At 70.1% G+C, this 22,931-nt stretch carries 22 protein-coding genes; 12 read left to right on the forward strand and 10 right to left on the reverse strand.

Annotation, left to right across the window (positions count from 1 at the left end; all coding sequences use genetic code 11):
• The first annotated feature begins 7 nt into the window (after positions 1-7).
• The 4 genes from UAA55_RS12525 (at position 8) to UAA55_RS12540 (ending at position 3,833) form a co-directional block, all read left to right on the forward strand.
• The gene (locus tag UAA55_RS12525; RefSeq protein ID WP_322953120.1) at positions 8-1,378 is read left to right on the forward strand and encodes an MFS transporter; all 1,371 of its coding nucleotides are present in this window, start codon (positions 8-10) and stop codon (positions 1,376-1,378) included.
• A gap of 120 nt (positions 1,379-1,498) precedes the next feature.
• Positions 1,499-1,828 (forward strand): hypothetical protein, encoded by a 330-nt coding sequence (locus UAA55_RS12530; RefSeq protein WP_322953121.1) that lies wholly within the window; start codon positions 1,499-1,501, stop codon positions 1,826-1,828.
• A 137-nt stretch (positions 1,829-1,965) separates the two neighbouring features.
• Positions 1,966-2,796 (forward strand): substrate-binding periplasmic protein, encoded by an 831-nt coding sequence (locus UAA55_RS12535; RefSeq protein WP_322953122.1) that lies wholly within the window; start codon positions 1,966-1,968, stop codon positions 2,794-2,796.
• An 83-nt stretch (positions 2,797-2,879) separates the two neighbouring features.
• Entirely contained in the window at positions 2,880-3,833 is a 954-nt protein-coding gene (locus UAA55_RS12540; protein ID WP_322953123.1) for an NAD-dependent epimerase/dehydratase family protein, read from the forward strand.
• A 102-nt stretch (positions 3,834-3,935) separates the two neighbouring features.
• On the opposite strand, the gene UAA55_RS12545 is transcribed toward UAA55_RS12540, so the two are convergent.
• Entirely contained in the window at positions 3,936-4,820 is an 885-nt protein-coding gene (locus tag UAA55_RS12545) for a LysR family transcriptional regulator (RefSeq protein ID WP_322953125.1), read from the reverse strand.
• A 144-nt stretch (positions 4,821-4,964) separates the two neighbouring features.
• Between UAA55_RS12545 and UAA55_RS12550 the strand changes: the two genes are divergently transcribed.
• From UAA55_RS12550 to UAA55_RS12565, 4 genes are all read left to right on the forward strand, one after another.
• On the forward strand, positions 4,965-5,711 hold the full coding sequence (locus tag UAA55_RS12550) for an SDR family oxidoreductase (RefSeq protein WP_416235186.1): 747 nt from the start codon (positions 4,965-4,967) through the stop codon (positions 5,709-5,711).
• Between the two features lie 34 nt (positions 5,712-5,745).
• Positions 5,746-6,642, forward strand: a complete 897-nt coding sequence (locus tag UAA55_RS12555) for an SDR family oxidoreductase (RefSeq protein WP_322953126.1) — start codon at positions 5,746-5,748, stop codon at positions 6,640-6,642.
• Positions 6,643-6,909: 267 nt separating this feature from the next.
• On the forward strand, positions 6,910-7,191 hold the full coding sequence (locus UAA55_RS12560; protein WP_322953127.1) for a hypothetical protein: 282 nt from the start codon (positions 6,910-6,912) through the stop codon (positions 7,189-7,191).
• Between the two features lie 263 nt (positions 7,192-7,454).
• Entirely contained in the window at positions 7,455-8,417 is a 963-nt protein-coding gene (locus UAA55_RS12565) for an NAD(P)H-dependent flavin oxidoreductase (protein WP_322953128.1), read from the forward strand.
• 67 nt (positions 8,418-8,484) lie between these two features.
• Here UAA55_RS12565 and UAA55_RS12570 read toward each other — a convergent pair whose 3' ends face one another.
• From UAA55_RS12570 to UAA55_RS12580, 3 genes are all read right to left on the reverse strand, one after another.
• Positions 8,485-8,829: a hypothetical protein gene (locus tag UAA55_RS12570; RefSeq protein ID WP_322953129.1), complete on the reverse strand. Its 345-nt coding sequence runs from the start codon at positions 8,827-8,829 to the stop codon at positions 8,485-8,487.
• A 105-nt stretch (positions 8,830-8,934) separates the two neighbouring features.
• Positions 8,935-10,332, reverse strand: a complete 1,398-nt coding sequence (locus UAA55_RS12575; protein ID WP_322953130.1) for an O-antigen ligase family protein — start codon at positions 10,330-10,332, stop codon at positions 8,935-8,937.
• A 136-nt stretch (positions 10,333-10,468) separates the two neighbouring features.
• The gene (locus tag UAA55_RS12580) at positions 10,469-11,425 is read right to left on the reverse strand and encodes a glycosyltransferase family 9 protein (protein ID WP_322953131.1); all 957 of its coding nucleotides are present in this window, start codon (positions 11,423-11,425) and stop codon (positions 10,469-10,471) included.
• 205 nt (positions 11,426-11,630) lie between these two features.
• Between UAA55_RS12580 and ygfZ the strand changes: the two genes are divergently transcribed.
• Positions 11,631-12,554: a CAF17-like 4Fe-4S cluster assembly/insertion protein YgfZ gene (gene ygfZ / locus UAA55_RS12585; RefSeq protein WP_322953132.1), complete on the forward strand. Its 924-nt coding sequence runs from the start codon at positions 11,631-11,633 to the stop codon at positions 12,552-12,554.
• On the opposite strand, the gene UAA55_RS12590 is transcribed toward ygfZ, so the two are convergent.
• On the reverse strand, positions 12,523-13,707 hold the full coding sequence (locus tag UAA55_RS12590) for a glycosyltransferase (RefSeq protein WP_322953133.1): 1,185 nt from the start codon (positions 13,705-13,707) through the stop codon (positions 12,523-12,525). The genes ygfZ and UAA55_RS12590 overlap by 32 nt on opposite strands.
• A 383-nt stretch (positions 13,708-14,090) precedes the next feature.
• Between UAA55_RS12590 and UAA55_RS12595 the strand changes: the two genes are divergently transcribed.
• The gene (locus UAA55_RS12595) at positions 14,091-16,463 is read left to right on the forward strand and encodes a HAMP domain-containing protein (RefSeq protein WP_322953134.1); all 2,373 of its coding nucleotides are present in this window, start codon (positions 14,091-14,093) and stop codon (positions 16,461-16,463) included.
• 153 nt (positions 16,464-16,616) lie between these two features.
• On the opposite strand, the gene UAA55_RS12600 is transcribed toward UAA55_RS12595, so the two are convergent.
• From UAA55_RS12600 to UAA55_RS12615, 4 genes are all read right to left on the reverse strand, one after another.
• Positions 16,617-18,170, reverse strand: coding sequence for an efflux transporter outer membrane subunit (locus tag UAA55_RS12600; RefSeq protein ID WP_322953136.1), 1,554 nt, complete (start codon positions 18,168-18,170; stop codon positions 16,617-16,619).
• 256 nt (positions 18,171-18,426) lie between these two features.
• Positions 18,427-19,707 carry a Bcr/CflA family multidrug efflux MFS transporter gene (locus UAA55_RS12605; protein WP_322953137.1) on the reverse strand — a complete coding sequence of 427 codons (1,281 nt, stop codon included), beginning with the start codon at positions 19,705-19,707 and terminating at the stop codon, positions 18,427-18,429.
• Positions 19,708-19,957: 250 nt separating this feature from the next.
• Positions 19,958-20,095, reverse strand: coding sequence for a hypothetical protein (locus UAA55_RS12610; protein ID WP_157999424.1), 138 nt, complete (start codon positions 20,093-20,095; stop codon positions 19,958-19,960).
• A gap of 234 nt (positions 20,096-20,329) precedes the next feature.
• Positions 20,330-20,701 carry a hypothetical protein gene (locus UAA55_RS12615; RefSeq protein ID WP_322953139.1) on the reverse strand — a complete coding sequence of 124 codons (372 nt, stop codon included), beginning with the start codon at positions 20,699-20,701 and terminating at the stop codon, positions 20,330-20,332.
• Between the two features lie 301 nt (positions 20,702-21,002).
• Between UAA55_RS12615 and UAA55_RS12620 the strand changes: the two genes are divergently transcribed.
• Positions 21,003-21,482 carry a YchJ family protein gene (locus tag UAA55_RS12620; RefSeq protein ID WP_322953140.1) on the forward strand — a complete coding sequence of 160 codons (480 nt, stop codon included), beginning with the start codon at positions 21,003-21,005 and terminating at the stop codon, positions 21,480-21,482.
• Between the two features lie 138 nt (positions 21,483-21,620).
• Positions 21,621-21,983 carry a VOC family protein gene (locus UAA55_RS12625; protein ID WP_322953141.1) on the forward strand — a complete coding sequence of 121 codons (363 nt, stop codon included), beginning with the start codon at positions 21,621-21,623 and terminating at the stop codon, positions 21,981-21,983.
• On the opposite strand, the gene UAA55_RS12630 is transcribed toward UAA55_RS12625, so the two are convergent.
• Positions 21,980-22,927, reverse strand: a complete 948-nt coding sequence (locus UAA55_RS12630; RefSeq protein ID WP_322953142.1) for a phytanoyl-CoA dioxygenase family protein — start codon at positions 22,925-22,927, stop codon at positions 21,980-21,982. The two genes, UAA55_RS12625 and UAA55_RS12630, sit on opposite strands and share 4 nt — an antisense overlap.
• Between the last annotated feature and the right edge of the window lie 4 nt (positions 22,928-22,931).

The raw sequence follows: 22,931 nt of genomic DNA on the forward strand, positions 1-22,931 counted from the left end.
CAGCCCCATGTCCACCGAGACAAAGCCGAAGCGCCCGCCCAACCCTCTGATGCGCAATCGCAACTTCCTGTGGCTGGTGGGCGGTGGCGTCATTTCCATGCTGGGTGACCAGTTCAGCCTGCTGGCCATGCCGTGGCTGGTGCTGGCCGTCACCAACGACACCCTGGCCATGGGCCTGGTGCTGGGCCTGATCAGCCTGCCGCGCGCCGTCTTCCTGCTGGTGGGCGGGGCGCTGGTGGACCGCTATCCCGCGCGCAGCGTGTTGCTGCTGACCAAATACGTGAACGCGGTGCTGTTGGGCGGGCTGGGGGCCGGGGTCCTGACCGGCACCCTGACCATTCCCGTGCTGTGCGTCGTCGCCTTCGGCATCGGCCTGGCCAGCGCCTTCAGCATCCCGGCCGGCACCACCATCCTGCCCCGCGTGGTGCCAGGCGACCAGTTGCAGGCCGCCAACGGCACGATGATGGGCCTGCGCCAGGCCACCCTGCTGCTGGGCCCGCTGATGGCCGGCGGCCTGATCGCCATGGTCGGCGGCAGCGGCAAGGCCGCAGCGGGCGCCCAGGCCCCCAGCGACCTGGCTGGGCTGGGCGCCGCCTTCCTGGTGGATTGCGCCAGCTTCGTCATCTCGGCCCTCACCCTGTACCAGGTGCGCATGCTGACCCTGCCGGGCGACGGCCTGGCGCGGAAGGGGGAGAGCCTGGGCGCCGTCTTCCGCTCCATCGGCGACGGCATCGGCCACTTCTGGCGGGATCCGGAGTTGCGGGCCCTGTGCCTCTATTTCTCCGCCACCACCTTCTTTATCGGCGGCCCCCTGCAGGCGGTGCTGCCCGTCTTCGCCCGCGACCGGCTGGCCGACGGCGCCGACGGCTTCGGCCTGTTGATGGGCCTGCATGGCGTGGGCACGCTGGTGGGCATGACGGTGTCGGGCGCCCGGCCTAATTTCCGCCTGCGCACCCTGGGCGCCACCATCCTGCTGATCGACAGCCTGGTGGCCCTGGTGTTCATGCCCATGGGCCTGGCCCGGCACACCTGGCAGGCCGCGCTGCTGATGGCCATCGCCGGCTGCCTGGCGGGTTTCATCCAGATCGGCGTCTTCACCTGGATCCAGCGCCGCATCCCCCCCGCCATGCTGGGCCGTGGCATGAGCCTGTTCATGTTCATCGTCATGAGCCTCGCGCCCCTTTCGGCGGCGCTATGCGGCTGGCTGATGCGCTATGTCCCGCCGCAGATCATGTTCCTGGGCAGCGGCCTGGCGTTGTGGGGCATCGTCGCCCTGGGCCTGACGTCGAAATCCCTGCGCGCCATCGCCATGCCGGTCCGCACCCCTCCGGTGGCGGCACCGGCGGAGACGCCCATCGAGAATCCTGCGGCGGTTTAGGTCCCCGTGGGGGGCTAGCCCGAACGACCCTCTCCGTTTGGCGACCTCCCCCCGGCCTGGGGCGGATGTTAGGGTATTCGCCGTCCCCACTGACCTCTTCTTCCCCGAAGGAACGGCCAGATGACGCCACCGGATAGCCCCGATACCGATCCACAGATCTCCGACCCGGCGTGCCGCCTGTACAGCCAGGATCCCGATGGCGCCGCCGCACGCATGCGCCACCTCTTCCATGCCGGCTCGGCCGACCAAGCGGCCGATTGCCGGGCACTGGCGGAACTGTTGCTGAACGCCGCCACCGACATGACGGCGGGCGATGCGCTGGCGGTGGAGGCCATCCTGGACCGCCAGCCGCCGGAGATGCGGGGCTGGCTGTTGCAGCGCGCGGCGGCCCTGGCGGCCGCCAGCGGCGTGGTGCGGCACAAGATCGCCACCGCCGCGAACCTGCAATGACGCCGGCGGGAACCTTGCCTCCGACGTCGTTAAGAACTTGGTAGGTAATCCGGGCGGAGACTGCCTCATTCCGCCCGGCGTCCGTCCCAACCCTTCCCGGCGCGGAGCGTCCTCCGCAGCGCCGCCGCCAGGAAGCGATGTCCGGTACCCCCGCCGCAGCCCCTCTTTCCCGTGTGCCCCGCCTGGTGCGGCTGGCGCTGTGCCTGGGCGCCTTGTTATGGATGACACCATCGGCGGGGGCGGGGGAGGCGGCGGTTTCCTTGACGCTGATCACCGAGGAGAACCCGCCGCTGAACTATACCGACCCGGCCACTGGCCGGCTGACAGGCATCATGGGCGATCTGTTGCCGTCCCTGATGGCGTCGGCCGGGATCGCCTACCAGGTGCAGGTCATGCCGTGGCGGCGGGGCTATCACATGGTGCAGGAGCTGCCGGGCACCTGCCTGTTCGCGGCGAACGAGACGCCGGAGCGGCAGACCCAGTTCCAATGGGTGGCGCCCATCGCGCAGGGCGGGGCCGCCCTGTTCGCCCGGACCGACTGGCTGCACTACGACCGCGCCCATCCCGATGGCACCCATGCCCTGGCCAGCCTGGATGAGGTGAAGACCCTGGCGGCCGAGGCCCAGGCGCGGGGGGCACCCCTGTCCATCCTGGTGCCGGCGGGCACCATGCTGGCCACCACGCTGCGGGACCAAGGGCTGGAGATCACCGAGGTGGCGCTGGCCAACCAGATGCCGATGCTGGCCGCCGGCCGTGCCGACCTGGCCGCCGCCGGGGCCATCAGCGGCCGCTGGCTGGCGCGCCAGGCGGGGGTGGCGGTGGAACCGGTGCTGACCTTCAGCGTGGCCCCGGTGGGCATCGCCTGCAACCTGGGCACCGACGCCAACCTGGTGGCCCGCCTGCGCACCGCGCTGGACACCCTGCGCCGCGACGGCACCCTGGACCGCATCATCCGGAACTATCAGTAAAGCCTGGCGGTTTCCTTCGTTGCCCTGCCCGCCGCCTCCATGCGATTCAAGCGCGGGATCACGGGTAATCAAGGGAAACGAACATGGCCAAGATCGTGGTGACCGGGGCCACCGGGTTCGTGGGCCGGGCCCTGCTGCCCCGGCTGCTGGCCGGGGGACATGAAGTCATCGCGGTGGTGCGCAACGCCGGCGCCGGCCTGCCCACCGGGGTGACCCCGGCACCGGTGGGCGACCTGGCCGGCCCGGTGAACTGGGCTCCGGTGCTGGAGGGGGCGCAGGCCCTGGTCCACCTGGCGGGCCTGGCGCATCAGCGCAACGTCACGCCAACCGCGCTGCAGGCTCTGAACGTCACCGCCACCGTGCGTCTGGCCCAGGCGGCGCAAGTGGCGGGGCTGCGTCGCCTGGTCTATGTCAGCAGTGTCAAGGCCCAGGGCGACCACAGCCCCGGCCGTCCTCTGACGGAACTGGATCCCGCCCTGCCGGAGGACGCCTATGGCGAATCCAAGCGCGCAGCGGAAGAGGCGCTGACCACCCTGTGCCCGCCGGGCGGCCCGCTGTCGCTGGCCATCCTGCGGCCGCCCCTGGTGCATGGGCCGGGGGTGAAGGCCAACATGGCGGCCCTGCTGCGCCTGGCCACCCGCTGGCCGGTGCTGCCCTTGGGCGGCATCTCCAACCGGCGCAGCCTGGTCAGCCTGGACACCCTGGCCGACGCCATCACCCGGGCGGTTGAACGGGACGACATCACCGGCACCTTCCTGGTGGCCGACCAGCCAGCCCTATCCACCAGCAGCCTGGTGGCCACCCTGGCCGCCGCCGCCGGCAAGCGGCCCTGGCTGCTTCCCCTGCCGGCGGCGTTCTGGAGTTTGGCCGGCCACTTGCCCGGCCTGTCCGGTATCGCCGACCGCCTGACGGGATCGCTGGAAATCGACGACACGGCTTTCCGCGACGCCTTCGACTGGCACCCGCCCCTGAACCAGGACGAGGCTTTGGCCCGTACCGTGCGGGCCTATCTGCACGGCACCCGATCCACCCTCTAATAGGCGGCGGCATTTAGGAGAGCGCCAGCGGACCAAAATGCGGGGAAGCCCCAGGACGCGCATACAGGCCACGGATGTGGCCGCCCGGCGCGTGAGGGAACGCTATCGGAACAACCCGGCCACCCAGTCGACGAATACCCGCACGCGCGGCGACAGCTGTCGGTTGTGGGGATAAAGGACCGAGACGGGTATGGGCGGCGGCGGGTAGAGGGGCAGCACCTCCACCAACCGGCCCGCCGCCAGATCCGGGCCCAGGTGATAGCGCGGGGTCTGGATCAGGCCCAGACCCAGGCGGGCCACCTCCGTGAAGCTTTCGGCACTGGCCACGCTGACCCGCCCCGGCAGGGTCAGGCTGCGCATCTCGTCCCCAACCATGAATTCGAAAGGGAAAGGCCGGCCGGTGGTGGACGACACGAAATTCACCGCCTGGTGCCCGTCGGCCAGGTCATCGGGCGTGGCGGGCACGCCGTGGCGCTCCAGGTAGGCGGGGCTGGCCACCGTGGCCTGCGGCATCAGGCCCACGCGGCGGGCGATCAAGGCGCTGTCGCGCGGTTCGCCCGCGCGCAACACGCAGTCCACGCCCTCACGCACCAGGTCCACCAGCCGGTCGCCCTCGCTGATGTTCAGGTCCAGGCCGGGATGGCGGCCCAGGAAGTCCGGCAGGGTGGGAAACAGGAAGTGCCGCGCCAGCTTGCCATGCACGTCCACCCGTAGCAGGCCTTTGGGGTCGGTGGCGCGGAAGGCGCCCTCCGCCTCCTCCACATCCGCCAGCAGGCGCAGGCAGCGCTGGTAGAAGGCCTCGCCGTCCAGGGTGGGGCTGACGTGCCGGGTGGTGCGGTTCAGCAGCCGGGTGCCCAGCCGGCCCTCCAGCTGCTGCAGGGTATGGGTCACGGTGGCGCGCGGCATGCCCAAATCCTCCGCCGCCGCGGTGAAGCTGCGCCGTTCCACGATGCGGGTGAAGACGCGCATGGCGTCGAAACGGTCCATAGGTCGCCTGCTGATTATTGATCATTTTTGGATAATGATGGCAAATTTACGCCATTTATCCAGAAACACCTAGAGCGCACCTTTCCTTCATCGACTGCGGCGGGCCGCGACGACGCCAGCCCGGCGGAAGGAAAGGATCACATCATGACCATGAACACGAACGGCAAGAAGGTCGCTCTCGTCACCGGTGCCGCCCGCGGCATCGGTGCCGCCATCGCCGAGCGGCTGGGCCGCGATGGCCACACCGTCATCGTCAACTACGCCGGCAGCGTCGCCGCCGCCGAAGCCGTCGCCACCAGGATCGAAACCGCCGGCGGCCGCGCCCTGACCGTCCAGGCTGATGTGGCCGACACCCAGGCCGTGAAGACCATGTTCGACCGGGTGGAGGCCGCGTTCGGCGGCGTCGACATCCTGGTCAACAACGCCGGCATCATGACGCTGGGCGCCATCGCCGACATGGGCGACGACGCCTTCAGCAAACTGGTGGACATCAACCTGAAGGGCACCTTCAACACCCTGCGCGAGGCGGCGCAGCGCCTGCGTGAGGGCGGCCGCGTCATCAACTTCTCCTCCAGCGTCGTGGGGCTGTACCCGCCCACGTACGGCGCGTACGCCGCCACCAAGGCGGCGGTGGAGGCGCTGACCGCCATCATGGCGCGGGAGATGCGCGGCCGGTCCATCACCGTGAATGCCATCGCCCCCGGCCCCACCGCCACCGAGCTGTTCCTGAACGGCAAGCCGCAAGAGGTGGTGGACCGCCTGGCCAAGCAGGCCCCGCTGGAGCGCCTGGGCCAGCCCGAGGACATCGCCGCCGCCGTTTCCTTCCTGGCCGGCCCCGACGGCGCCTGGATCAACGGCCAGGTCCTGCGCGCCAACGGCGGCATCATCTGAAGTCCGAAACCCTGGAATTGAGGAGCACCCGATCATGAGGCAGATCATCGTCATCACCGGCGCCTCCAGCGGTTTCGGCGCCCTGGCCACCCGCGCCCTGGCCCATGCCGGCCACACCGTCTACGCCACCATGCGCGACACCCAAGGCCGCAACGCCCCCCAGGTGGAGAAGGCCAAGGCCTATGCCGCCGAGCATAGCGTGGACCTGCGCACGGCCGAGATGGACGTGCAGTCAGACGCCTCGGTCGAAGCCGCCGTGGCCCACATCATCAATGAGGCCGGCCGCCTGGACGTCATCGTGCACAATGCCGGCCACATGTCCTTCGGCCCGGCCGAGGCCTTCACGCCGGAGCAATATGCCCAGCTGTTCGACATCAACGTGTTGAGCACCCAGCGGCTGAACCGGGCGGCCCTGCCCCACCTGCGACGCCAGGGCAAGGGGCTGGTGGTGTGGGTGTCGAGCAGCAGCACGCGGGGCGGCACCCCGCCCTACCTGGCGCCCTATTTCGCCGCCAAGGCCGCCATGGACAGCCTGGCCGTCAGCTACGCCTCGGAACTGACCCGCTGGGGCATCGAGACCGCCATCATCGTCCCCGGCGCCTTCACCAAAGGCACCAACCACTTCGCCCATTCGGGATCGCCGGCCGACACGGTCCGCGCCGCCGAATACAACGAGGGGCCCTATGCCGGAGTGCCCACCCGGGCGCTGGAGGGCCTGGCGGCGCTGGAGCCACCGGACGCCGACGCCGCCAGCGTGGCCGAGGCCATCGCGCGGGTGGTTGGCCTACCCCATGGCAAGCGCCCCTTCCGCACCCACATCGACCCGTCGCAGGACGGCGCGGAAGTGGTGAACGGCGTCGCCGACCGGGTGCGAGCCGAGATGTTCCGCCGCATCGGGCTGGAGGATCTGCTGTCGCCCAAGGCGTCCTGAAGCGTCAAGCCGCATAGTCCGCCCGGCGTTTCTAAACCAAGCCGCGTAGGCCGGAAGGGGGTGTACCAGTACTAGGCCACCCCCATTTTGTCATTTGAAAGCAAAGCAAGGGAATTCACCGTCCTTTCCGCCTACGTCGGACTGCTTCATGACAGGTGGCGGTTCCCATGTTAGCGTTCCACCTGTGATTGGTTATTGCAGCGTCATGTCCTGATCCGTGAAGAAGACTTGGGGGCGCGTTGAAACCCATGCTGACCGGAGAAAATCATGGAAGGTAATCGCCACCGTTTCCCGTGGCGCGGCCTGCTGGCCGCAGCCGCCCTGACCACCGTCGCCGCCTGCGGGTCGCCCCGATCCGAGCGCGTGGATCTCAGCCACAGCTACCGCATGGTGGACGAGCGCGGCCGCACCGCCGGCCAAGTGGTGTTCTATCCCGCCGGCGGCGGCGCCGTTTACGATGCCGACAACAACCTGATCGGCAGCGTCGCCCCGCCCAACTCCGCCACCATGGCGCCGCCCCCGGCGCCGGTGCCGCGCAACTATCCTTAAGGTTTCCAACCCCAGTCCCGTGGTTCCCCCTCCCGCCCGAGGCTTCTTGGGTGGGGGCCGGCCGCCCCCGGTCCCCACCCGTTTTCTTATGCGCGTCATGCCGAAAATTTCCGCCCCGCCGCAGTGGGCTGCGCCTGGGCTTTGTGGTTTTGGCTGGAAAAGCGCCCCTCTCCCCCGCATTGACGGCCCCTGGACCCCATGGCATTGAGGCGGGGCCGGCCCCGCGCGGCCGTCTAAAAGAATCCCAGGGGAGACGCCATTCCATGAGCCTGCCGCCCGTCCTTGCCCAGAACCTGGCGCTGCCGGTCATCGCCTCGCCCATGTTCATCGTGTCCAACCCCGACCTGGTCATCGCCCAGTGCCTGGGCGGCATCGTCGGATCCTTCCCGGCGCTGAACGCCCGGCCGAAGGAGGCCTTGGACGAATGGCTGACGCGCATCGACGCCGCCCTGGCCGACGCCCGCGCCACCAATCCGGACGCCAAGATCGCGCCCTACGCCGTGAACCAGATCATCCACCAGTCCAACGACCGGCTGGAGCACGACATGGAGGTGTGTGTCCGCCACAAGGTGCCGATCATCATCACCTCGCTGCGCGCGCCCGGCGACATCGTCCCGCACGTTCACGGCTATGGCGGCCTGGTGTTCCACGACGTCATCAGCCTGCGCCACGCGGAAAAGGCGCTGGAGGCCGGGGTGGACGGGCTGATCCTGGTGGCGGCCGGGGCCGGCGGCCATGCCGGAGCGCTGAGCCCCTTCGCCCTGGTGGGGGAGGTGCGGCGCTTCTATGACGGCCCCATCATCCTGTCGGGCGCCATCGCCACCGGCGGCGCCATCCTGGCGGCGCAGGCCATGGGCGCGGACCTCGCCTACATGGGCACACGCTTCATCGCCACGACGGAAGCCAACGCCGCCGCCGGCTACAAACAGGCCATCGTGGACGCCAGCGCGTCCGACATCGTCTACACGCCCTTCTTCACCGGCGTCGCCGGTAACTACCTGAAGTCCAGCATCGTGGCCGCCGGCATGGATCCGGACAACCTGCCCCAGGTGGACCGCAGCAAGATGAATTTCGGCGCGGCGGCCTCGGGCGCCAAGGCGTGGAAGGACATCTGGGGCGCCGGCCAGGGCGTGGGCGCCATTGGCGACGTCCTGCCCACGGCCGAGTTGATCGCCAAGCTTAAAGACGAATACGCGGCCGCCAGGAAGCGCCTGCTGGGCCTGTAAGCGCACGGATCAATGAAAAGGGGCGCGACGGTCCGGCCGTCGCGCCCCTCGTCGTTTCGGACCGACCTCAGTGGTCGGAGCCGTGCAGGATCTGGCCGCGGATACCCGTGTCGTAGGCCAGGCCCGCCTCGGTCACGATGGCGGCGTTGGGGAACTGCGACTTGATCAGGCCCTTGCGCTCCAGCGCCACCCAGGCCGCCTGGTTGGACAGACCCGTGGCGTCCGCGGACATCACGGTGTAGGGACCCAGGTGGAAGTGGTTGCCGTGGGCGTGCGGGAAGCGGTCGACCATCACGCCCCCCTCGACCACCGGCTGGCCCACGCCCTCGAGCCCGGCCAGGACCTGCAGCAGGGTCAGCGTCTTCAGCTGCAGGGCGTTCAGGTTCAGCGGGTTCTTTTTCACGGGCGGCATGGACGGATCCTCGAAGGAAGAGCGGTTAGGCGATGGATATGGGGTTGCCATTTACCCCCGCCAGCCCGCCGGGGGCAAGTCGCCAGCAATGCTGGCCTGCCCGCGTCAGGCCTTGTTGGCCCGCGTCCACCACCCGGCCGGCAGGTTCAGTTCCAGCAGGCCCACCGCCAACATGATGCCGCACAGCCACCACGTCTGCCATGCGCCGTAGGAGAAGCAGCCCACCGCGATGGTGGCGGCGATGGCGGCCAGCGCCGAGGCCTGGGCATAGGCCGGCAGGCGCCGTGTGCCCCAGACCAGGCCCACGCCCAGCCAGGCGTAGAGCAGGCTGCCCACCACCCCCAATTCCAGCAGCACCTGCAGGAAGATGTTGTGTGGATGCAGGGGGATGATGGGGGATTCGGGATGGAACTTGGAGACCTCGCCCTCGTCCGGGATGTTGCGGGAGCTGTCCAGGCCCCAACCGACCAGGGGTTTTTCCAGGATGCGGCGGGCGGCCACGTCCCAGATCTCCACCCGGTGGCGGAAGCTCCACGGCATGCGCGCCTCTTCCGTCAGACCGGCGCGGTGCAGGCTCAACGAGATGGGGATGGACAGGATGGGACCGGCCACCAGGACCGCGATCACGACCACCCGCGCCGCGCGCGCCGACAGCCGCGCCAAGCCGTAGAACACCAGGCCCACACCCAGGCCCACCTTGGCCGAGGCGCTGGTGCCACCCAGCGCCGTCAGGAAGAAGGCCGCCGGCATCACCCAGGCCCAGGGCATGGCCCGCCCCGCCGGGGGCGGCCGTATCGCCGTCAGCGCCGGTAGGCGGGCGAAGGCCCCCCGGCCCGTGACCCAGGCCAGGCGGGCCAAGCCCAGGCCCAGGGGCCAGGCGAGCGTGGCGAACAGCACCGCCGGCCGGTTCAGCGCCCGGTCGTGGTCGACCTTGGTGCCCTCCAGCGCCTTTTCCAGGCGATAGATGGGCTGGTCGCCCACCACCTCGATGGCGAAGATGGCGAGGCCCACCACCATGCCGATGACGGCCCAGCGGATCAGCAGCCAGCGCCGCCGGTCATCCACCTCGCGCAGGGTGCCGATCCAGAACAGGAAGGGCACGACCGTGTACAGGAAAGTCAGCAGTTGCCCCACGCCGTCCTTGCGCACAGGCGTCCACAGCACGGATACCGCCCCCAGCAGCAGGCACAGCGCCAGGGGCAGCAGCGGCGTGGCGCGCCAAGTCGCGCGGGCCGTCAGCAGGGCGGGCAACCGACGGGCGCGGACGGCATACAGGATGCCACCCAGGAACGACAGGCTGATCAGGGTGGGCGCCGTGCCCAAGGGCACCAGGGCGCAGATGAAACCCAACACGGTCAGCAGGAACAGTGTCAGGCCCGTCCACGCCAGGCTGAAGGGCAGTGCCCGCTGAACGGGGGAAACGGGCTCGGCCGTTGGTGCCGCGGCGGACAGGGGGGACATAACCGGTGCACTGGTCCGCAGTTCGCGCGTGGTCTGGGTCAACGACATCTTGCTCCAGCGTAACTCTCCGGCGGCCCAAGGCCCCAACCTGGCCACCAAGGCCCCATTCTTTTACTCGGGAACGGCGCCGGTCCCAGCGTTTTTTCGTCAGGTCACAGGATAGGCATGGGGCACCTGGTCACATCCCCGCCAGCAAGTCGGCCGCGGCGTCAGCCACCTGATCCAGGGAAAGCGCCGCCATGCGGGCCTCAGGCGATGCGCCCGGTTCCACCGCGGGCGCCACCACCGCCCGGGCCCGGGGCCCCCAGGGAGCATAAAGGTGGGAGGGCGTGGGCCCGAACAGGCCCAGCGTGGGCACGCCGGCCGCGGCGGCCACGTGCATCAGCCCGCTGTCGTTGCCCACGAACAGCCGCACCCGCTCCAGGCAAGCGCCGGCCAGCAGCGGATCGGTCCGCCCCACCAGGTCGATGATCCGGCCGGCCCCCAATGCGGCGCCCAGGGCGCCCAGCACCGTGGCGCAACGCGGCCGTTCCGTCTCGGCCGCCAGGACCATCACCCGGGCGGGCCCCAGAACGGCTTGGGGGCCGGCCGCCAGCGGGCCGGCCAGCAGCCGCAGGGCCAACGCGGCGAAGCGATCCCCCGGCCATTCCTTTCCCGTCCAGTTGGCGGCGGGGCCCAGCGCCAGGATGGGGGCGCCCTCGTCAGGCCCGACCAGGGCGCGCGCCTCGGCCCGGACGGCGTCGTTCAGGAACAGGCGCGGGGCGGGCGGCGGCTCCAGCCCCAGCACCCGGCCCAGGGAAACGACCTTGGGCTGGCGGTCGTCACCACCGCGGAAGGTGGCGCGGCGGCGAGCCAGGACCAGCCGGGACACAGCGCTGTCGCGCAAATCCACCACCAGATCCCAGCGCCGGCCCACAACCTGCCGCCACAGGTCCAGCCAATGGCCGGCCAGGCGACGCTTGGGCATGGCGATGATCTCATCCAGACGGGGCACGGCGTGGAATAGCGGGGCGGCGATGGGGCCGCAGGCGATGGTGAAACGCGCGTCCGGCATCTGGTCCACCAGGTGCCCCAGCAGGCCGGTGGTCAGCACCGCGTCGCCCAGACGGGTGGAGGTGATGAACAAAACCCGCAACAGACTGGCCCCCAACCCACGGCATGACCCCGGCGACCGGCCCCTTATACAAGCGCCATCAGACGCTTGCCAATGCGGCGATGGCGGTCGACCTTTGCACAGGGTTGGCAAAGGGCGGCCCTGCGGGCGGGAACCCTTGCGGCGGCGGGCGCCACCCCTTACCTGTTGAAGCCACCCCTCGGGAAAACTGTTCAGGTCCGGAATCATGACTGAAGGTGTCGCATTTTCCTGGCCCCCGGCCCCCCAGGCGGCGGCCGGCCGGCTGGCCGACCGGGGCGTGCTGGCGCTGACCGGGCCTGACGCCCGCGTCTTCTTGCAGGGGCTGATCACCAACGACGTGCGCCGTGTCAGCCCGTCCCAAGCCATCTATGCCTTGCTCCTGACCGCCCAGGGCAAGTTCCTGCATGAGCTGTTCCTGACCGCCCAGGTGGACGCCGGCGGCGACGAAACCCTGCTGATAGAGACGGAGGCCGCGCGGGCGCCCGATTTGCTGCGCCGTCTGTCGATGTACAAGCTGCGATCCAAGGTGGCCTTGACCGACGGCAGCGCCCGGTGGGCGGTGGGTGTGGCCCTGGATGGGGCGGTGGGAGATGCCGCGCCGGGCGCCGCATGGACGATAGCCACGCCGGAAGGCCCGGCCATCGCCTATGTCGACCCGCGCCATGCCGGCCTGGGCCTGCGCCTGCTGCTGCCCCGCCCGCTGGCCGAGAGCCTGCCCGACGCGGCCGACGCCTACGCCAGGCGCCGGCTGGAGCTGGGCGTGCCGGATGGTAGCCGCGACCTGGTGCCGGAAAAATCCATCCCCTTGGAAAACGGCATGGACAGCCTGTCGGCCGTGGCCTTCGACAAGGGTTGCTACATGGGTCAGGAACTGACCGCCCGCACCCACTATCGCGCCCTGATCCGCAAGCGCCTGATGCGCGTCACGGCGATCGACGGCCAAGCCCTGCCCCCCGCCGGCACCCCGGTGGTGTGGGGGGACCGCGACGTGGGAGAGATGCGCAGCAGCCTCGGCGCGCAAGGCCTTGCGGTGTTGCGGATCGAGGATGTGGAGAAGCCCGACGTGGCCCTGAGCAGCGGGGGCGTGCCGCTGGCCGTCAATGGCCCGGTGCCGGCGCCCCGGCCTTGAGCGCGGCGGCGGCGGCGGCTTCGGCGGCGGCGATCAACTCGGCATACAGCCGTTCCAGCGCCTCCAGGCTGGTGGCCTGGCTATAGGCGGGCAAATCCGGACGGTGGCGCAGGCGGGTGCCCGCCTTGCGGGCCGTGGCGACCGCGTCCAACGCCACGCCCAGCGCTTCCGCCAGGTCGTCGGCATCGCCGGGCGCCGCCAGCGGGGCGAGCGCCAAGCCACTGCCCGTCCGCACACCGGGAGCGGCGGCGTAGGCGTCACGGCCCTTTTCCGAGGGGGGCTGCAGAATGGTTCGGGCCCCTTCCGAGGCGGAGGCCACCACCGGCACCCCGGCGTCCAGCGCCTCCAGGAACACCAGGCCGAAGGGCTCGAATCGGGCGGAGGAGCAGAACAGGTCGGCGGCGTGGTAGAAGTCCTTCACGTCGCCGCGAAAACCCAGGAAACGGACGGCCGGGCAGTCGGCAGCCTGCAGGCGCAGCGCCCCCATCTCCGGCCCGTCGCCGACGATGGCCAGCTTCAGGTTCGGGCGGTCCAGCCCCCGCACCGCGCCGACCAGCAGATCAAAGCCCTTCTCCCGGATCAGCGGCCCCACGCCCAGCACCAGCACGTCGCCCGGCAGCGCCGCGCCCGCCTCCTCGCGTAGTGCCGCGATGCGGCCGGCGTGGGGGGTGGCATGGACCTGTTGCCATAGGTTCACACGGGCGATGCGCCCTTCGAACCCACCCAGCTTGGCCTCCTGCGCCTGCCAATCGGTGGTGGCGACCACGGCGTCGTGGTTCTGGTACCAGCGGCGGCGGTAGTCCGGATGCATGGTGGCCAGCAAGGACGGGCGGCCGGGAAGCAGCGGCCGCAGGCGACCCACGGTCTGGCCGGCGCGACCACCATGGCAATGGATGACGTCGGGCCGGAAGCGGCGGATATGGCTCCAGATGCCGGGCGCCATGAGGCCCGGGCCCACCGTCACCACCCGCAGGCCCGGCAATTCACCCGAGGATGGCAGCTGGTCGCGGATGGAACGGCCGCCCGTGTCGGCGCAGTCGGCCCGTACGATCAGCAGAACGTCATGATGGCGCGCCTGGGCGGTGGCCAGTTCCGCGACGTGGCGTTCAGCCCCCCGGAACCCCTTGGACAAGATGATCTGGACGATACGCATACAGGCCCTCGATACGAAACCCGCGCAGCCACACCGGCGCAGACAACCGGGCCTCCTCACCCAGGATCCAGGCGCACCAACCTCGCCCGACCTGATCCCTTCCTACGCCCTGGCCGCCGTTGGGGCAAGCCCTTGCCCTGTGCCGAATGGCCGCCGCCACCTCCCCCGCTGTTACGGGTCGGCGTGGACCGACCGGTCGTCCGCCGCCACGGCGCCGCGACGGGCACCCGTCGCCCGCCGGCGAACAGGTGCGATCACAGGTACAAAGTGATTGACGAAGGCCGGGCGCCCTCCCACACCATGGCGCCGTGGAACTTGGGGCCGCCAGCGGCGACACGGCTGGCGGTGCCACGCGGGGATCGGGGCGACAGGCGGGTGGGGGTATGAGGCCAGGGGTCAGTTCATCGCAAGGCGCCCTTCGCGGAGGTGCCGCCGGCGGTCTGCGCCGCGCCAGCGGCTGGGTCGCCGGCCTGGTTGTCGCCGCGTCGGTCGTCCTGGTGGCCGCCGCCACCTATAACATGGCCCTGTTCAGCCGAGTTGACCGATCGCTGGATGAGACACCGGCCGTTGCCGCCGCCAAATCCCGCGCCCTGGATGAGGCGCGGTCGGCCCTGGGCAATGGCGGACTGCTGAACGCCCTGGCCGTCTACGCCGAAACCGGCAGTACCCAGGCCCGCGCCGACATCGCGCAGGCCCTTGAAACGGCCGACCGCAACGTCCGCGCCTTCGAAGGCAACCGCCTGACCACCGCCGAATCAGATCTGGCGCGCGACCTGCACCGCCTGATCGACCGTTACCGCGCGGCGGTGAACGCCGCCGGCGACAAGCCGCAGGCCCTGTCCGGCGCCACCGGCCTGTCGCTGATGACCCTGCACGCCGCCGTGGCCGACCGCATCGCCCAGCTGCGCCGGCAGGAGGTGCAGACCACGGCCGACGTGCTGGCGGGTCCCGCCCGCGCCGGCTTCTGGCTGGGCATCGCCGCGGTGGGCGCCATGCTCGCCACGGCGGCGGCGGCCCTGTGGCTGATCCGCCTGCGCCTGCTGGCGCCCCTGGCCCAGCTGCGTGACAGCGTGGGCGGAGTTGCCCGGGGGGATTGGCGCGTGCCCGTGGCCGGCACCGACCGCCCCGACGAACTGGGCGACATGGCCCGCGCCGTCGAGGGCTTCCGCCGCCAGGTGGCCGACCTGCCCGATGTCTCCATCCTCACCGAGAACGGGCGCGTGCGCCTGAAGTTTGATGGCGAAGCCGGCGACCTGTTCGACCAGCTGACCACCCGCCTGCGCAGCGCCGGCGACGCCCTGGCCGGCAACGGCGATGCCGTATCCACCTTGGTGGCCGACACGCGGCGCGACCTGACCGGCCTGCTGAGCGGCACCCAGCGCGACCTGACCGAGCTTTTGAGCGGGACGCGGCAGGAACTGGCCGACAGCGTACGGCGCATGGGCGAGCTGTGCGGCGCCGTCGCCAAGGCCGCCGGCGACAGTAACCGCGAGATCAAGGAGGCGACGGAGCTGTTGAGCCGCGCCGCCCTGCAGGTCCACGCCTTCGACGATCGGGGCGGCGGCGGTGGGCTGGACAATTTGGTGGAAGCGCTGCGCCGCAACGCCGACCTGGTGGCCAACACCGTGCTGACGGCCGGCGAGGACGTGGGCCGCGTGGTGCGCGGCCTGTCGGAAACGGAAGGCGAGCTGCGGCGCGCCACGGGCGCGGCGCAAGAGGCCAACGACCGCATGAACAGCGCCATGGGCGACCTGCAGAATAAGCTGCTGGCCTCGGTCAAGCTGCTGCGCGCCTCGGGTGAGATGCTGGCCAGCAGTTCGGCGGAGGCCACGGCCGGCCTGACCCGCGCGACCGAGGCGGTGGGCAACAGCGACCGCAACCTGCAGGCGGCCCTGGCCCATGCCGGCGACCGGCTGGAGCGGGTGACGGGCCGGGTGGAAGGCTCGGCCGAGCTGCTGCGCGGCACGGCGGACGAGGTCACGCGCAACCTATCGGGCGCGCTGGACGGCCTGAACCGCGCCAACCGCCTGATCGAGACGGCGGCCGAGGCCAACAGCACCCGCCTGGAACCGGTGGCGGAAAGCCTGGCGGCGGTGCAGCGCGACCTGGCTGGCGCCGCCGCCGGCGTGGCCCTGCGGGCGGGCGAGATGACCCGCACCCTGGACAGCCTGGGCAAGATATCGGAGACCATGCGCGCCGAGCTGGAGCGCCGCAGCGCCGATCCCGACCAGAAGGCCGCCGCCGACGAGGCCATCGCCCGGCTGGAGGCCACAGCCCACGCGCTGGGCGACCGGGCCGGCAGCATCGGCGACACCGCCACGCGGCTGTCGGACATGCTGGCCGCCGGCCTGGGCGACGCGGGAGCCCGGGTGGAGGGGGCGGTGCGCGACCTGCAGCGCGAAGCCGCCAGCCTGGCGACCGACGCCAGCGGCGCCACGAACGCCCTGAACCGCGCCCTGGCCCGTCAGGATGAGGCGACGGAATCGCTGCGCGCCCTGACTGGCGGGCTGACGGAAGCGCTGGCCCCCCGCGTCGACCCCAACCTGGCCACGGTGCAGTCGCTGGCCGACGGCCTGCGCATCCGCATGGAGGCGGCCGACCGTACCATCCGCGGCCTGCTCGACCTGACGGGCGACCTGAAGGCGCTGGTCGACAGCAGCCGGGCCCATGAACAGGCCAGCACCGCCGCCACCAAGGATCTGGGCGATCGCCTGGCCGCGATCGCCGACCAGTTGCGCGCCGCCACCGGCGGCTGAGACCGACCCGGACCGCCCTGATCGGGAAGGATGATCCTTGTGGAGATCGCTTACGGTGGCTTCCGCCAGAACGCGCCCATGCTGGGCGCACCAAAAAAACCGCCCCGGCCGGCGCCGGAGCGGGTTTTTCCTTGAAATCAAGTCGGCTGTGGATCAGCGCGCGGCCTTGGCCTGCGACAGGAAGCTGCTGCCGTCGTCCTGCCAGCCGCCGCCCAGCGCCTTGAACAGGCTGACGCTGGCCTGCACCCGCGACAGCTTCACCTGGGCCAGGGTGTCCTGGGTGGACAGCAGGGTGCGCTGGGTGTCCAGCAGGGTCTGCAGGTCGGTCAGGCCGCCGCGGTAGCGATCCTCGGCCAGTTCAAAGGCCCGCTGGCTCTGGGCCACGGCGTCCTTCTGCAGGCCGTACTGGTCCTGGTAGCGGTCGATAGAGTACACGGCGCTTTCCACGTCGGAGAGCGCGGACAGCGCGGCCTTGCGGTAATCCTCCGCAAGCTCCCGGTGCCGGCCCTCGGCCTGGTGCACCTGGCCCTCCAGACGGCCGCCGGAGAATAGGCTCTGCGCGATGTCGCCACCCAGGCTGAACAGCAGGGTGGGGGCGTTCACCAGGTGGGCCAAGGTCGCCGCCTCGACGCCCGTGCTGGCGTTCAGGGTGACGGACGGCAGCATCTGAGTACGCGCCACCTTGATGTCGGCGCCGGCGGCGGCCAGCTGGGCCTCGGCGAAGCGGATGTCGGGGCGGCGGGTCAGCAGCTCAGCCGGCACGCCGGTGCCCAGCGCCGGCGGCTGCACGTCGGCCAAGCCCTTGGCCTGTACGGTGAAGCCCTCGGGTGCGCGGCCCAGCAGGATGGCCAGGGCATTCAGCTGGGTACGTTCCTGCTGCTCCAGGGCCGGGACGGCGGCGCGCTGGGTGGCGACGATGGAGCGCTGCTGCACCAGGTCCAGCTGACTGTCGGCGCCGGCCTGCACGCGGGCATCGATCAGGGACAGCACATGCTCGGCGTTTTCCAGGTTGCCGCGCGCAACCGCCAGGCGGTCGCGGATGGCCAGGATCTGGAAGTAGGTCGCGGCCACGTTGCTGCTGAGCGACAGGGCCACCGTCTCGCTGTCGAAGCGGCTGGCGTCCAGGCTGAACTGGGCGCTGTCGCGGGTGGCGCGGTTCTTGCCCCAGAAGTCGATCTCATAGCTGGCGGACAGCGAGGCTTGGTGCACGTTGCCGGCATAGTCGCTCAGCGGCACGGCGCCATTCAAGCCGGCGGCGGCCGAGCCCTTGATGTTGCGGCTGCCGGAGCGGGTGCTGCTCAGCCCCAGCTGCACGCTGGGCCACAAGGAGGCACCGGAGATTTCCGCCTGGGCCTCGGCCTGGGCGATGCGGGCGGCGGCGGCGCCCAGGTCGGGGTTGTCGGCGCGGGCCTGGGCCAACAGCTGGGTCAGTTCCGGCGAGTTGAAGCCCGACCACCAGTCGGTCGTCGGCCAGGCGGCGGCATCGGTGGTGACGGCAACCGTCTGGGTGGTGCCGTCCTTCGCACCGCCCTGGGTGGAGGTGGCATCCCAATGGGACGGCATCACCAGGGACTTGGCCGGGTCGGCCGGGGTTTCCCCGTCCAGCGCGCAGGCCGCCAGCATCAGCGGCATGAAGGCGACGGCCAGGCGGCGGGTGGCGAGGCGGCGGAACCAGGAGGTGGAAGCAAGGGTACGCGACGTGGACATCGTGGAAACCTTCGATCCGGCAAAACGGTTTCGTGCCCCTCGCGCGCGGGATCGGCGCAGGGGCTGGGCAGACAGGACGCGTGTCAGAGGGAAGCGGCGTGCGCCAGGCCGATCGGGTTGGCCCCCCGCCCCTGCCCCGCGCACCCGATCCGGTGCAATCGTGCCGTTGTTTAAGGCAAACCCCGGTCGCGTCTCAGTGACGCGGCGCACATGGATTAACGCGGGCGCACAATAGTGGCGCATGCCACTGTTGCAATCAGCGGATCAGCAGGCGGTTGAAGACGAAACCCAGCACCCCCAAGCCACCAATGATGGCGGCCATGGGCCAGGGCGTGCCGTCAGCCAGCCAGCCCACCAGGGTGCCGACCACGGCGCCGGTGACGAACTGGGTTGAGCCCATGAGGGCCGAGGCCGTGCCCGCCATGTGGGGGTACGAGGCCAAGGCGCCCGCCGTGGCGTTAGCGCCGATCAGGCCAGTGAAGGCCATGAACAGGAACAGCCCGGCGACGATGCCCCACAGGCCGCCCGCGCCGGTGTGGCCGGCGATGGCAAGACCGATGCCGAACAGGGCGATGCAGGCGGCCCCCCAGGCCAACAGGCGGTCCGTGCCCAGGCGCAGCACCAGGCGGCTGTTGATCATGTTGACGATGATCATGCCGACGATGTTGAGGCCGAACAGCAGGCCGTACAGCCGGGCGGGCACGCGGAAGTATTCGATGTACACGAAGGGCGTGCCGGCGATGTAGGCGAACATGCCGCCATAGATCATCGCGGACGTCAGGGCGTAGCCCAGGAAACGGCCGCTGATCATCAGCTGGCCATAGCTGCGCAGCTGGGCCAGCCCGTTGGACCGCGCGCGCAAGGCCGGGTTCAGGGTTTCATGCTGGCTGATCAGGCCCACCATGGCCACCAGGCCGAAGCCCGCCTGCACCCAGAAGATGGCGCGCCAGTCCAGATAGGCCAGCACTTGGCCGCCCAGCAGCGGGGCGGCCATGGGGGCGATGCCCATGACCAGCATCATCATGGAGAAGACGCTGGCGGCGCGGTCGCGGTCGAACACGTCGCGCACCATGGCGCGGGCCAGAACCGGCGCGGCGCCGGCGCCCGCCGCCTGGATGGCGCGGCATAGGCTGAGGGTGGTGATGTTCTGCGCGGCGGCGCAGCCGGCGCTGCCCGCCAGGTACAGCAGGATCCCCACCAGGATGGGCCCGCGGCGGCCGAAGCGGTCGCCCAGAGGCCCCCAGAACAGCTGACAGAGGCCGAAGGCCAGGAAGAAGGCGGTCAGCGACGATTCCACGCCCGCCTGGGTGACTCCCAGGTCCCGGGCGATCTGCGGCATGGCCGGCAGGTACATGTCGACCGACATGGAGCCGAAGGACATCAGCATGGCCAGCATGGCGACAAAACCCACGCCACGCTGGGTCAGCAGCCCGGCGCCCCGGCGCCTGCCCGCATCCACAGCCCCCGCGACCGCGGAGACCCCCATCGACGCGCCGCCGGCGATCGCCGATCCCGAGGCCACCTGTTCCACCGCCACCTTAAACTCCTTGAGCGGTGCGCCCGCCCCCAACCACGCCATTGAGCATGTGCAACAATGATGGCCACAGCCGGGCCGCTAACCAATCCGGCCTTTGTGCGGATCAGCCCCGCGCCGGACGATGGGCGGCGGCGTCACCGCCATTTCCCAAAATAGCCATTTCCCAAAATAAAGGCCGGAGCCCCCGGTCCCCCGGCGCCTCCGGCCTTTCGCGATCGTCTCCGGCGCCCGACGTCGGCGCCCGGATGGCTTAATAATGGTCGTAGTAATCGTGATGCCAATAGTGGTGGTGATAAGGACGTTCCTCAATCACGCAGCCGGACAGTCCGGCCAGCACCATCCCGGCCAGGACCAGCCGGGTCAGAATGGAACGGGATCGATCAGACATGATGTATCTCCGGACTATCGGGCCGACCCTTGTCGGTTATCGGCATGAAGTGACTCTGGCAGCCAAATGCGACGACAAGACGGCGGCGGCGGGGCATGTTCGGGTTCGCGCCGTGGCGCGCTGACGCAGGCGAACCGTCGGTGACGCACGGCAAAACGCCCGGCCCATCGCTGGACCGGACGCCTTCGCAACTCCGCGACCGCTTTAATCCCGTGGGGCCTACGGGGCGCGCCCTCAGTGATGGACGAACCCGCCGCCGTGACCGCCCCAATGGCCGCCACCCCAGTGTCCCCCACCCCAATGGCCACCGGCCCAGCCGCCGTAGTGACCATGCCAATAACCGCGACCCCAGCCGTAATAGGGATAATAGCCACCGACGCCGACATAGTAGGGATAGGCGCCGTAATAGCCGTACCCATAGCCGTCGTAATAAGGGTAGGTGGAATAAGCGTACGAATAGGCGGGCGCGGCGTAGTAGCCGTCCGCCACGCAGCCGGACAGGGCCAGAAGCGCCGCGCCAGCCACCAGGCCCTTCAAGGTCAAGGATCTCCAGCCGCGCTTGGGCGCGGGGGCCGTCATCAGTGCGGTGGTGTCAGGCAAGGACATGGTTCGTGCACTCCCTGAAAAGGATCGCGCGGCGGGCGGGAATGGGGTCGGCCTTGGGATCGGCGGTGGTCGGCCCCGGCATGCGACCCGGGCACACATCCTGCTATCCCATGGAAATGAGCGCGGGAGGGGCGGCCCGCAAGGGCATGTCCGCGCAGATTTGGCGTGCCACACTCGCGCGCAGGGTTCCGGCTGGTGGCGCGGGAAGGCGGTGGTGCGGCCTGCGCACTGGTGTCCCGCGGCGGTTTGCGGTATCTGGCAGCGCAGATACCCCTTCTTTCAGCCTTGAGACGTCACGACGATGAGCCAGTGCCATTGCGGCAGCGCCCGCGCCTATGAAGATTGCTGCGGCCCCTATCACGCGGGCACCGCCCTGCCGCCCACGGCCGAGGCGCTGATGCGCTCGCGCTATTCCGCCTTCATCGTGCAGAACATCGACTACCTGCAGAGCACCCTGCTGCCGGAGACGGCGGAGGACTTCAACCGCGAAGAGACCGAGCAGTGGGCCCGCGACAGCACGTGGCAGGGCCTGGAGGTGCGCTGGACCGAGGCCGGCGGCCCCGAGGACGACACCGGCAAGGTGGAGTTCGTCGCCCGCTTCAACTTCGAGGGCAAGGACTACCTGCACCACGAGACCAGCCGTTTCGAGAAGCGCGACGGCCGCTGGTACTATGTCGACGGCGCCATGGGCCCGCGCCCGCGCACGGCGGAGAAGGTCGGCCGCAACGACCCCTGCCCCTGCGGCAGCGGCAAGAAATACAAGAAGTGCCACGGGGCGTAAGCCCACCCGCAGTCCGGTCTCCCCGTCCCGCCTAGCACACGGTTCCCCCGCCCAAGGGGGTGGGGGCCCCACGCTTGCCGCGCATCCACTGTCCGTGCGAGGCTCGCCTGAGGTGAAGCCAGGCGGGGAGATGTACCCATGCTTATCCCTGTGCTTATCGTGCGGGACATGGCGGAAGCGCTGACGTTCCTCACCCAGGTGCTCGACTTCGACCTGGTCCGGAGCTTTCCGGCAGAAGCGCCATTCTACGCCCTTCTGAACAGGGGCACGGACGAATTGCACCTCAACCTCACCCCGGACGGGCGATACGGGCGCGCGTCGACCATCGTCCTCTGCGATGATGTCGACGGGCTGTTCGCATCCTTCACGGCGCGTGGCCTGGTGGTACCGACAAGAGCGAATTCGCCTGTGCATGAGGGACCACTGGACCAGACCTGGGGCACGCGCGAGGTCTATATCGACGATCCCAGCGGCAACACCTTCATCTTCCAGCAGCGCTAGCGCCGCTTCATCACCCGCCGGTTCACGTCCGGGTCGAAATGGCTGTCGCGGGGCAGCCAGGGCTGGCGCGGGGTGTGGGGGGAGGAGTGGACGCTGTACTGGGCCGTCAGGATCAGGCGGCGGCCGGCGCGGGGCAGTTGTCCCTTGTGAAAGCCGAAGGTGTCGGCCAGGAAGCGGGTGCCGGCCGCCCCGGTCACCGTGGCCACCTTGTCGGCGCCGAAGACACCGCGCACCACCTCGTCCGACAAGGCCTTGCCCACCGTCAGGCGGGGGTCGCGGTGGCTGCCGCGCACGAAGACATGGGGGCCGTCCTCCTCCCCCACGTCGGTCAGGTAGAAGAACAGCTTGAAGCCCTTCAGCGAATCCCAGTCGCGGTGATAGCGCTGGGTGCCCTTGGCCGCCGGGCGGCCGCCGTAGGACCACCAGCAGCCGATGTTGTCCAGCACCGGCTTGCAGCCCAGGTACAGTTCCGCCACGTCCAGGATGGTGGGGTCGTTCAGCAGCGCCAGCACATGGGGGGCGGCCAGGATGTCCTGCACGGCGTAATAACCCATGTTGGTCTCATCGCTGGCCGGCTGGTCCCAGGGGAATGTGCCGAGATGGGCGCGGAAGGGATCGCCGCACCGCACGCCTTGGAAATAGGCACGGATCTCGGCCGCCACCTCGCCATCCAGGGCCGGCAGGGGCACCAGGCCCTGCCAGGCCAGGTCGCGCGCCCAGGACCGGGCCTGGTTGGTCGGGCGGGGCCAAGGCGACTTGGGCTGGAAGAAGGCCACGACGGCGGCGGCGACATCACGCGCCCGAGGCGTCCAGATCATGGGCAGCAGGTCATAAATGGCCAGCCGCCGGTCGATTTGCGCCCGTTCCAGGAAAACGCGCCAGGAGGGGATGCGGGTGCGCCAGCGCTCCACCAGGCTGATGTCGCCCTCCCGAGGTCCCGTCACCGCT

The sequence above is a fragment of the Nitrospirillum guanabarense genome (genome assembly GCF_034653355.1).
In the GTDB taxonomy this organism is placed as follows: domain Bacteria; phylum Pseudomonadota; class Alphaproteobacteria; order Azospirillales; family Azospirillaceae; genus Nitrospirillum.

Coding starts and splice junctions, on each gene's coding strand:
- UAA55_RS12525 (WP_322953120.1), top strand. CDS start 8: ATGTCCACCGAGACAAAGCCGAAGCGCCCGCCCAACCCTCTGATGCGC.
- UAA55_RS12530 (WP_322953121.1), top strand. CDS start 1,499: ATGACGCCACCGGATAGCCCCGATACCGATCCACAGATCTCCGACCCG.
- UAA55_RS12535 (WP_322953122.1), top strand. CDS start 1,966: ATGTCCGGTACCCCCGCCGCAGCCCCTCTTTCCCGTGTGCCCCGCCTG.
- UAA55_RS12540 (WP_322953123.1), top strand. CDS start 2,880: ATGGCCAAGATCGTGGTGACCGGGGCCACCGGGTTCGTGGGCCGGGCC.
- UAA55_RS12545 (WP_322953125.1), bottom strand. CDS start 4,820: ATGGACCGTTTCGACGCCATGCGCGTCTTCACCCGCATCGTGGAACGG.
- UAA55_RS12550 (WP_416235186.1), top strand. CDS start 4,965: ATGACCATGAACACGAACGGCAAGAAGGTCGCTCTCGTCACCGGTGCC.
- UAA55_RS12555 (WP_322953126.1), top strand. CDS start 5,746: ATGAGGCAGATCATCGTCATCACCGGCGCCTCCAGCGGTTTCGGCGCC.
- UAA55_RS12560 (WP_322953127.1), top strand. CDS start 6,910: ATGGAAGGTAATCGCCACCGTTTCCCGTGGCGCGGCCTGCTGGCCGCA.
- UAA55_RS12565 (WP_322953128.1), top strand. CDS start 7,455: ATGAGCCTGCCGCCCGTCCTTGCCCAGAACCTGGCGCTGCCGGTCATC.
- UAA55_RS12570 (WP_322953129.1), bottom strand. CDS start 8,829: ATGCCGCCCGTGAAAAAGAACCCGCTGAACCTGAACGCCCTGCAGCTG.
- ygfZ (WP_322953132.1), top strand. CDS start 11,631: ATGACTGAAGGTGTCGCATTTTCCTGGCCCCCGGCCCCCCAGGCGGCG.
- UAA55_RS12590 (WP_322953133.1), bottom strand. CDS start 13,707: ATGCGTATCGTCCAGATCATCTTGTCCAAGGGGTTCCGGGGGGCTGAA.
- UAA55_RS12595 (WP_322953134.1), top strand. CDS start 14,091: ATGAGGCCAGGGGTCAGTTCATCGCAAGGCGCCCTTCGCGGAGGTGCC.
- UAA55_RS12600 (WP_322953136.1), bottom strand. CDS start 18,170: ATGTCCACGTCGCGTACCCTTGCTTCCACCTCCTGGTTCCGCCGCCTC.
- UAA55_RS12610 (WP_157999424.1), bottom strand. CDS start 20,095: ATGTCTGATCGATCCCGTTCCATTCTGACCCGGCTGGTCCTGGCCGGG.
- UAA55_RS12615 (WP_322953139.1), bottom strand. CDS start 20,701: ATGTCCTTGCCTGACACCACCGCACTGATGACGGCCCCCGCGCCCAAG.
- UAA55_RS12620 (WP_322953140.1), top strand. CDS start 21,003: ATGAGCCAGTGCCATTGCGGCAGCGCCCGCGCCTATGAAGATTGCTGC.
- UAA55_RS12625 (WP_322953141.1), top strand. CDS start 21,621: ATGCTTATCCCTGTGCTTATCGTGCGGGACATGGCGGAAGCGCTGACG.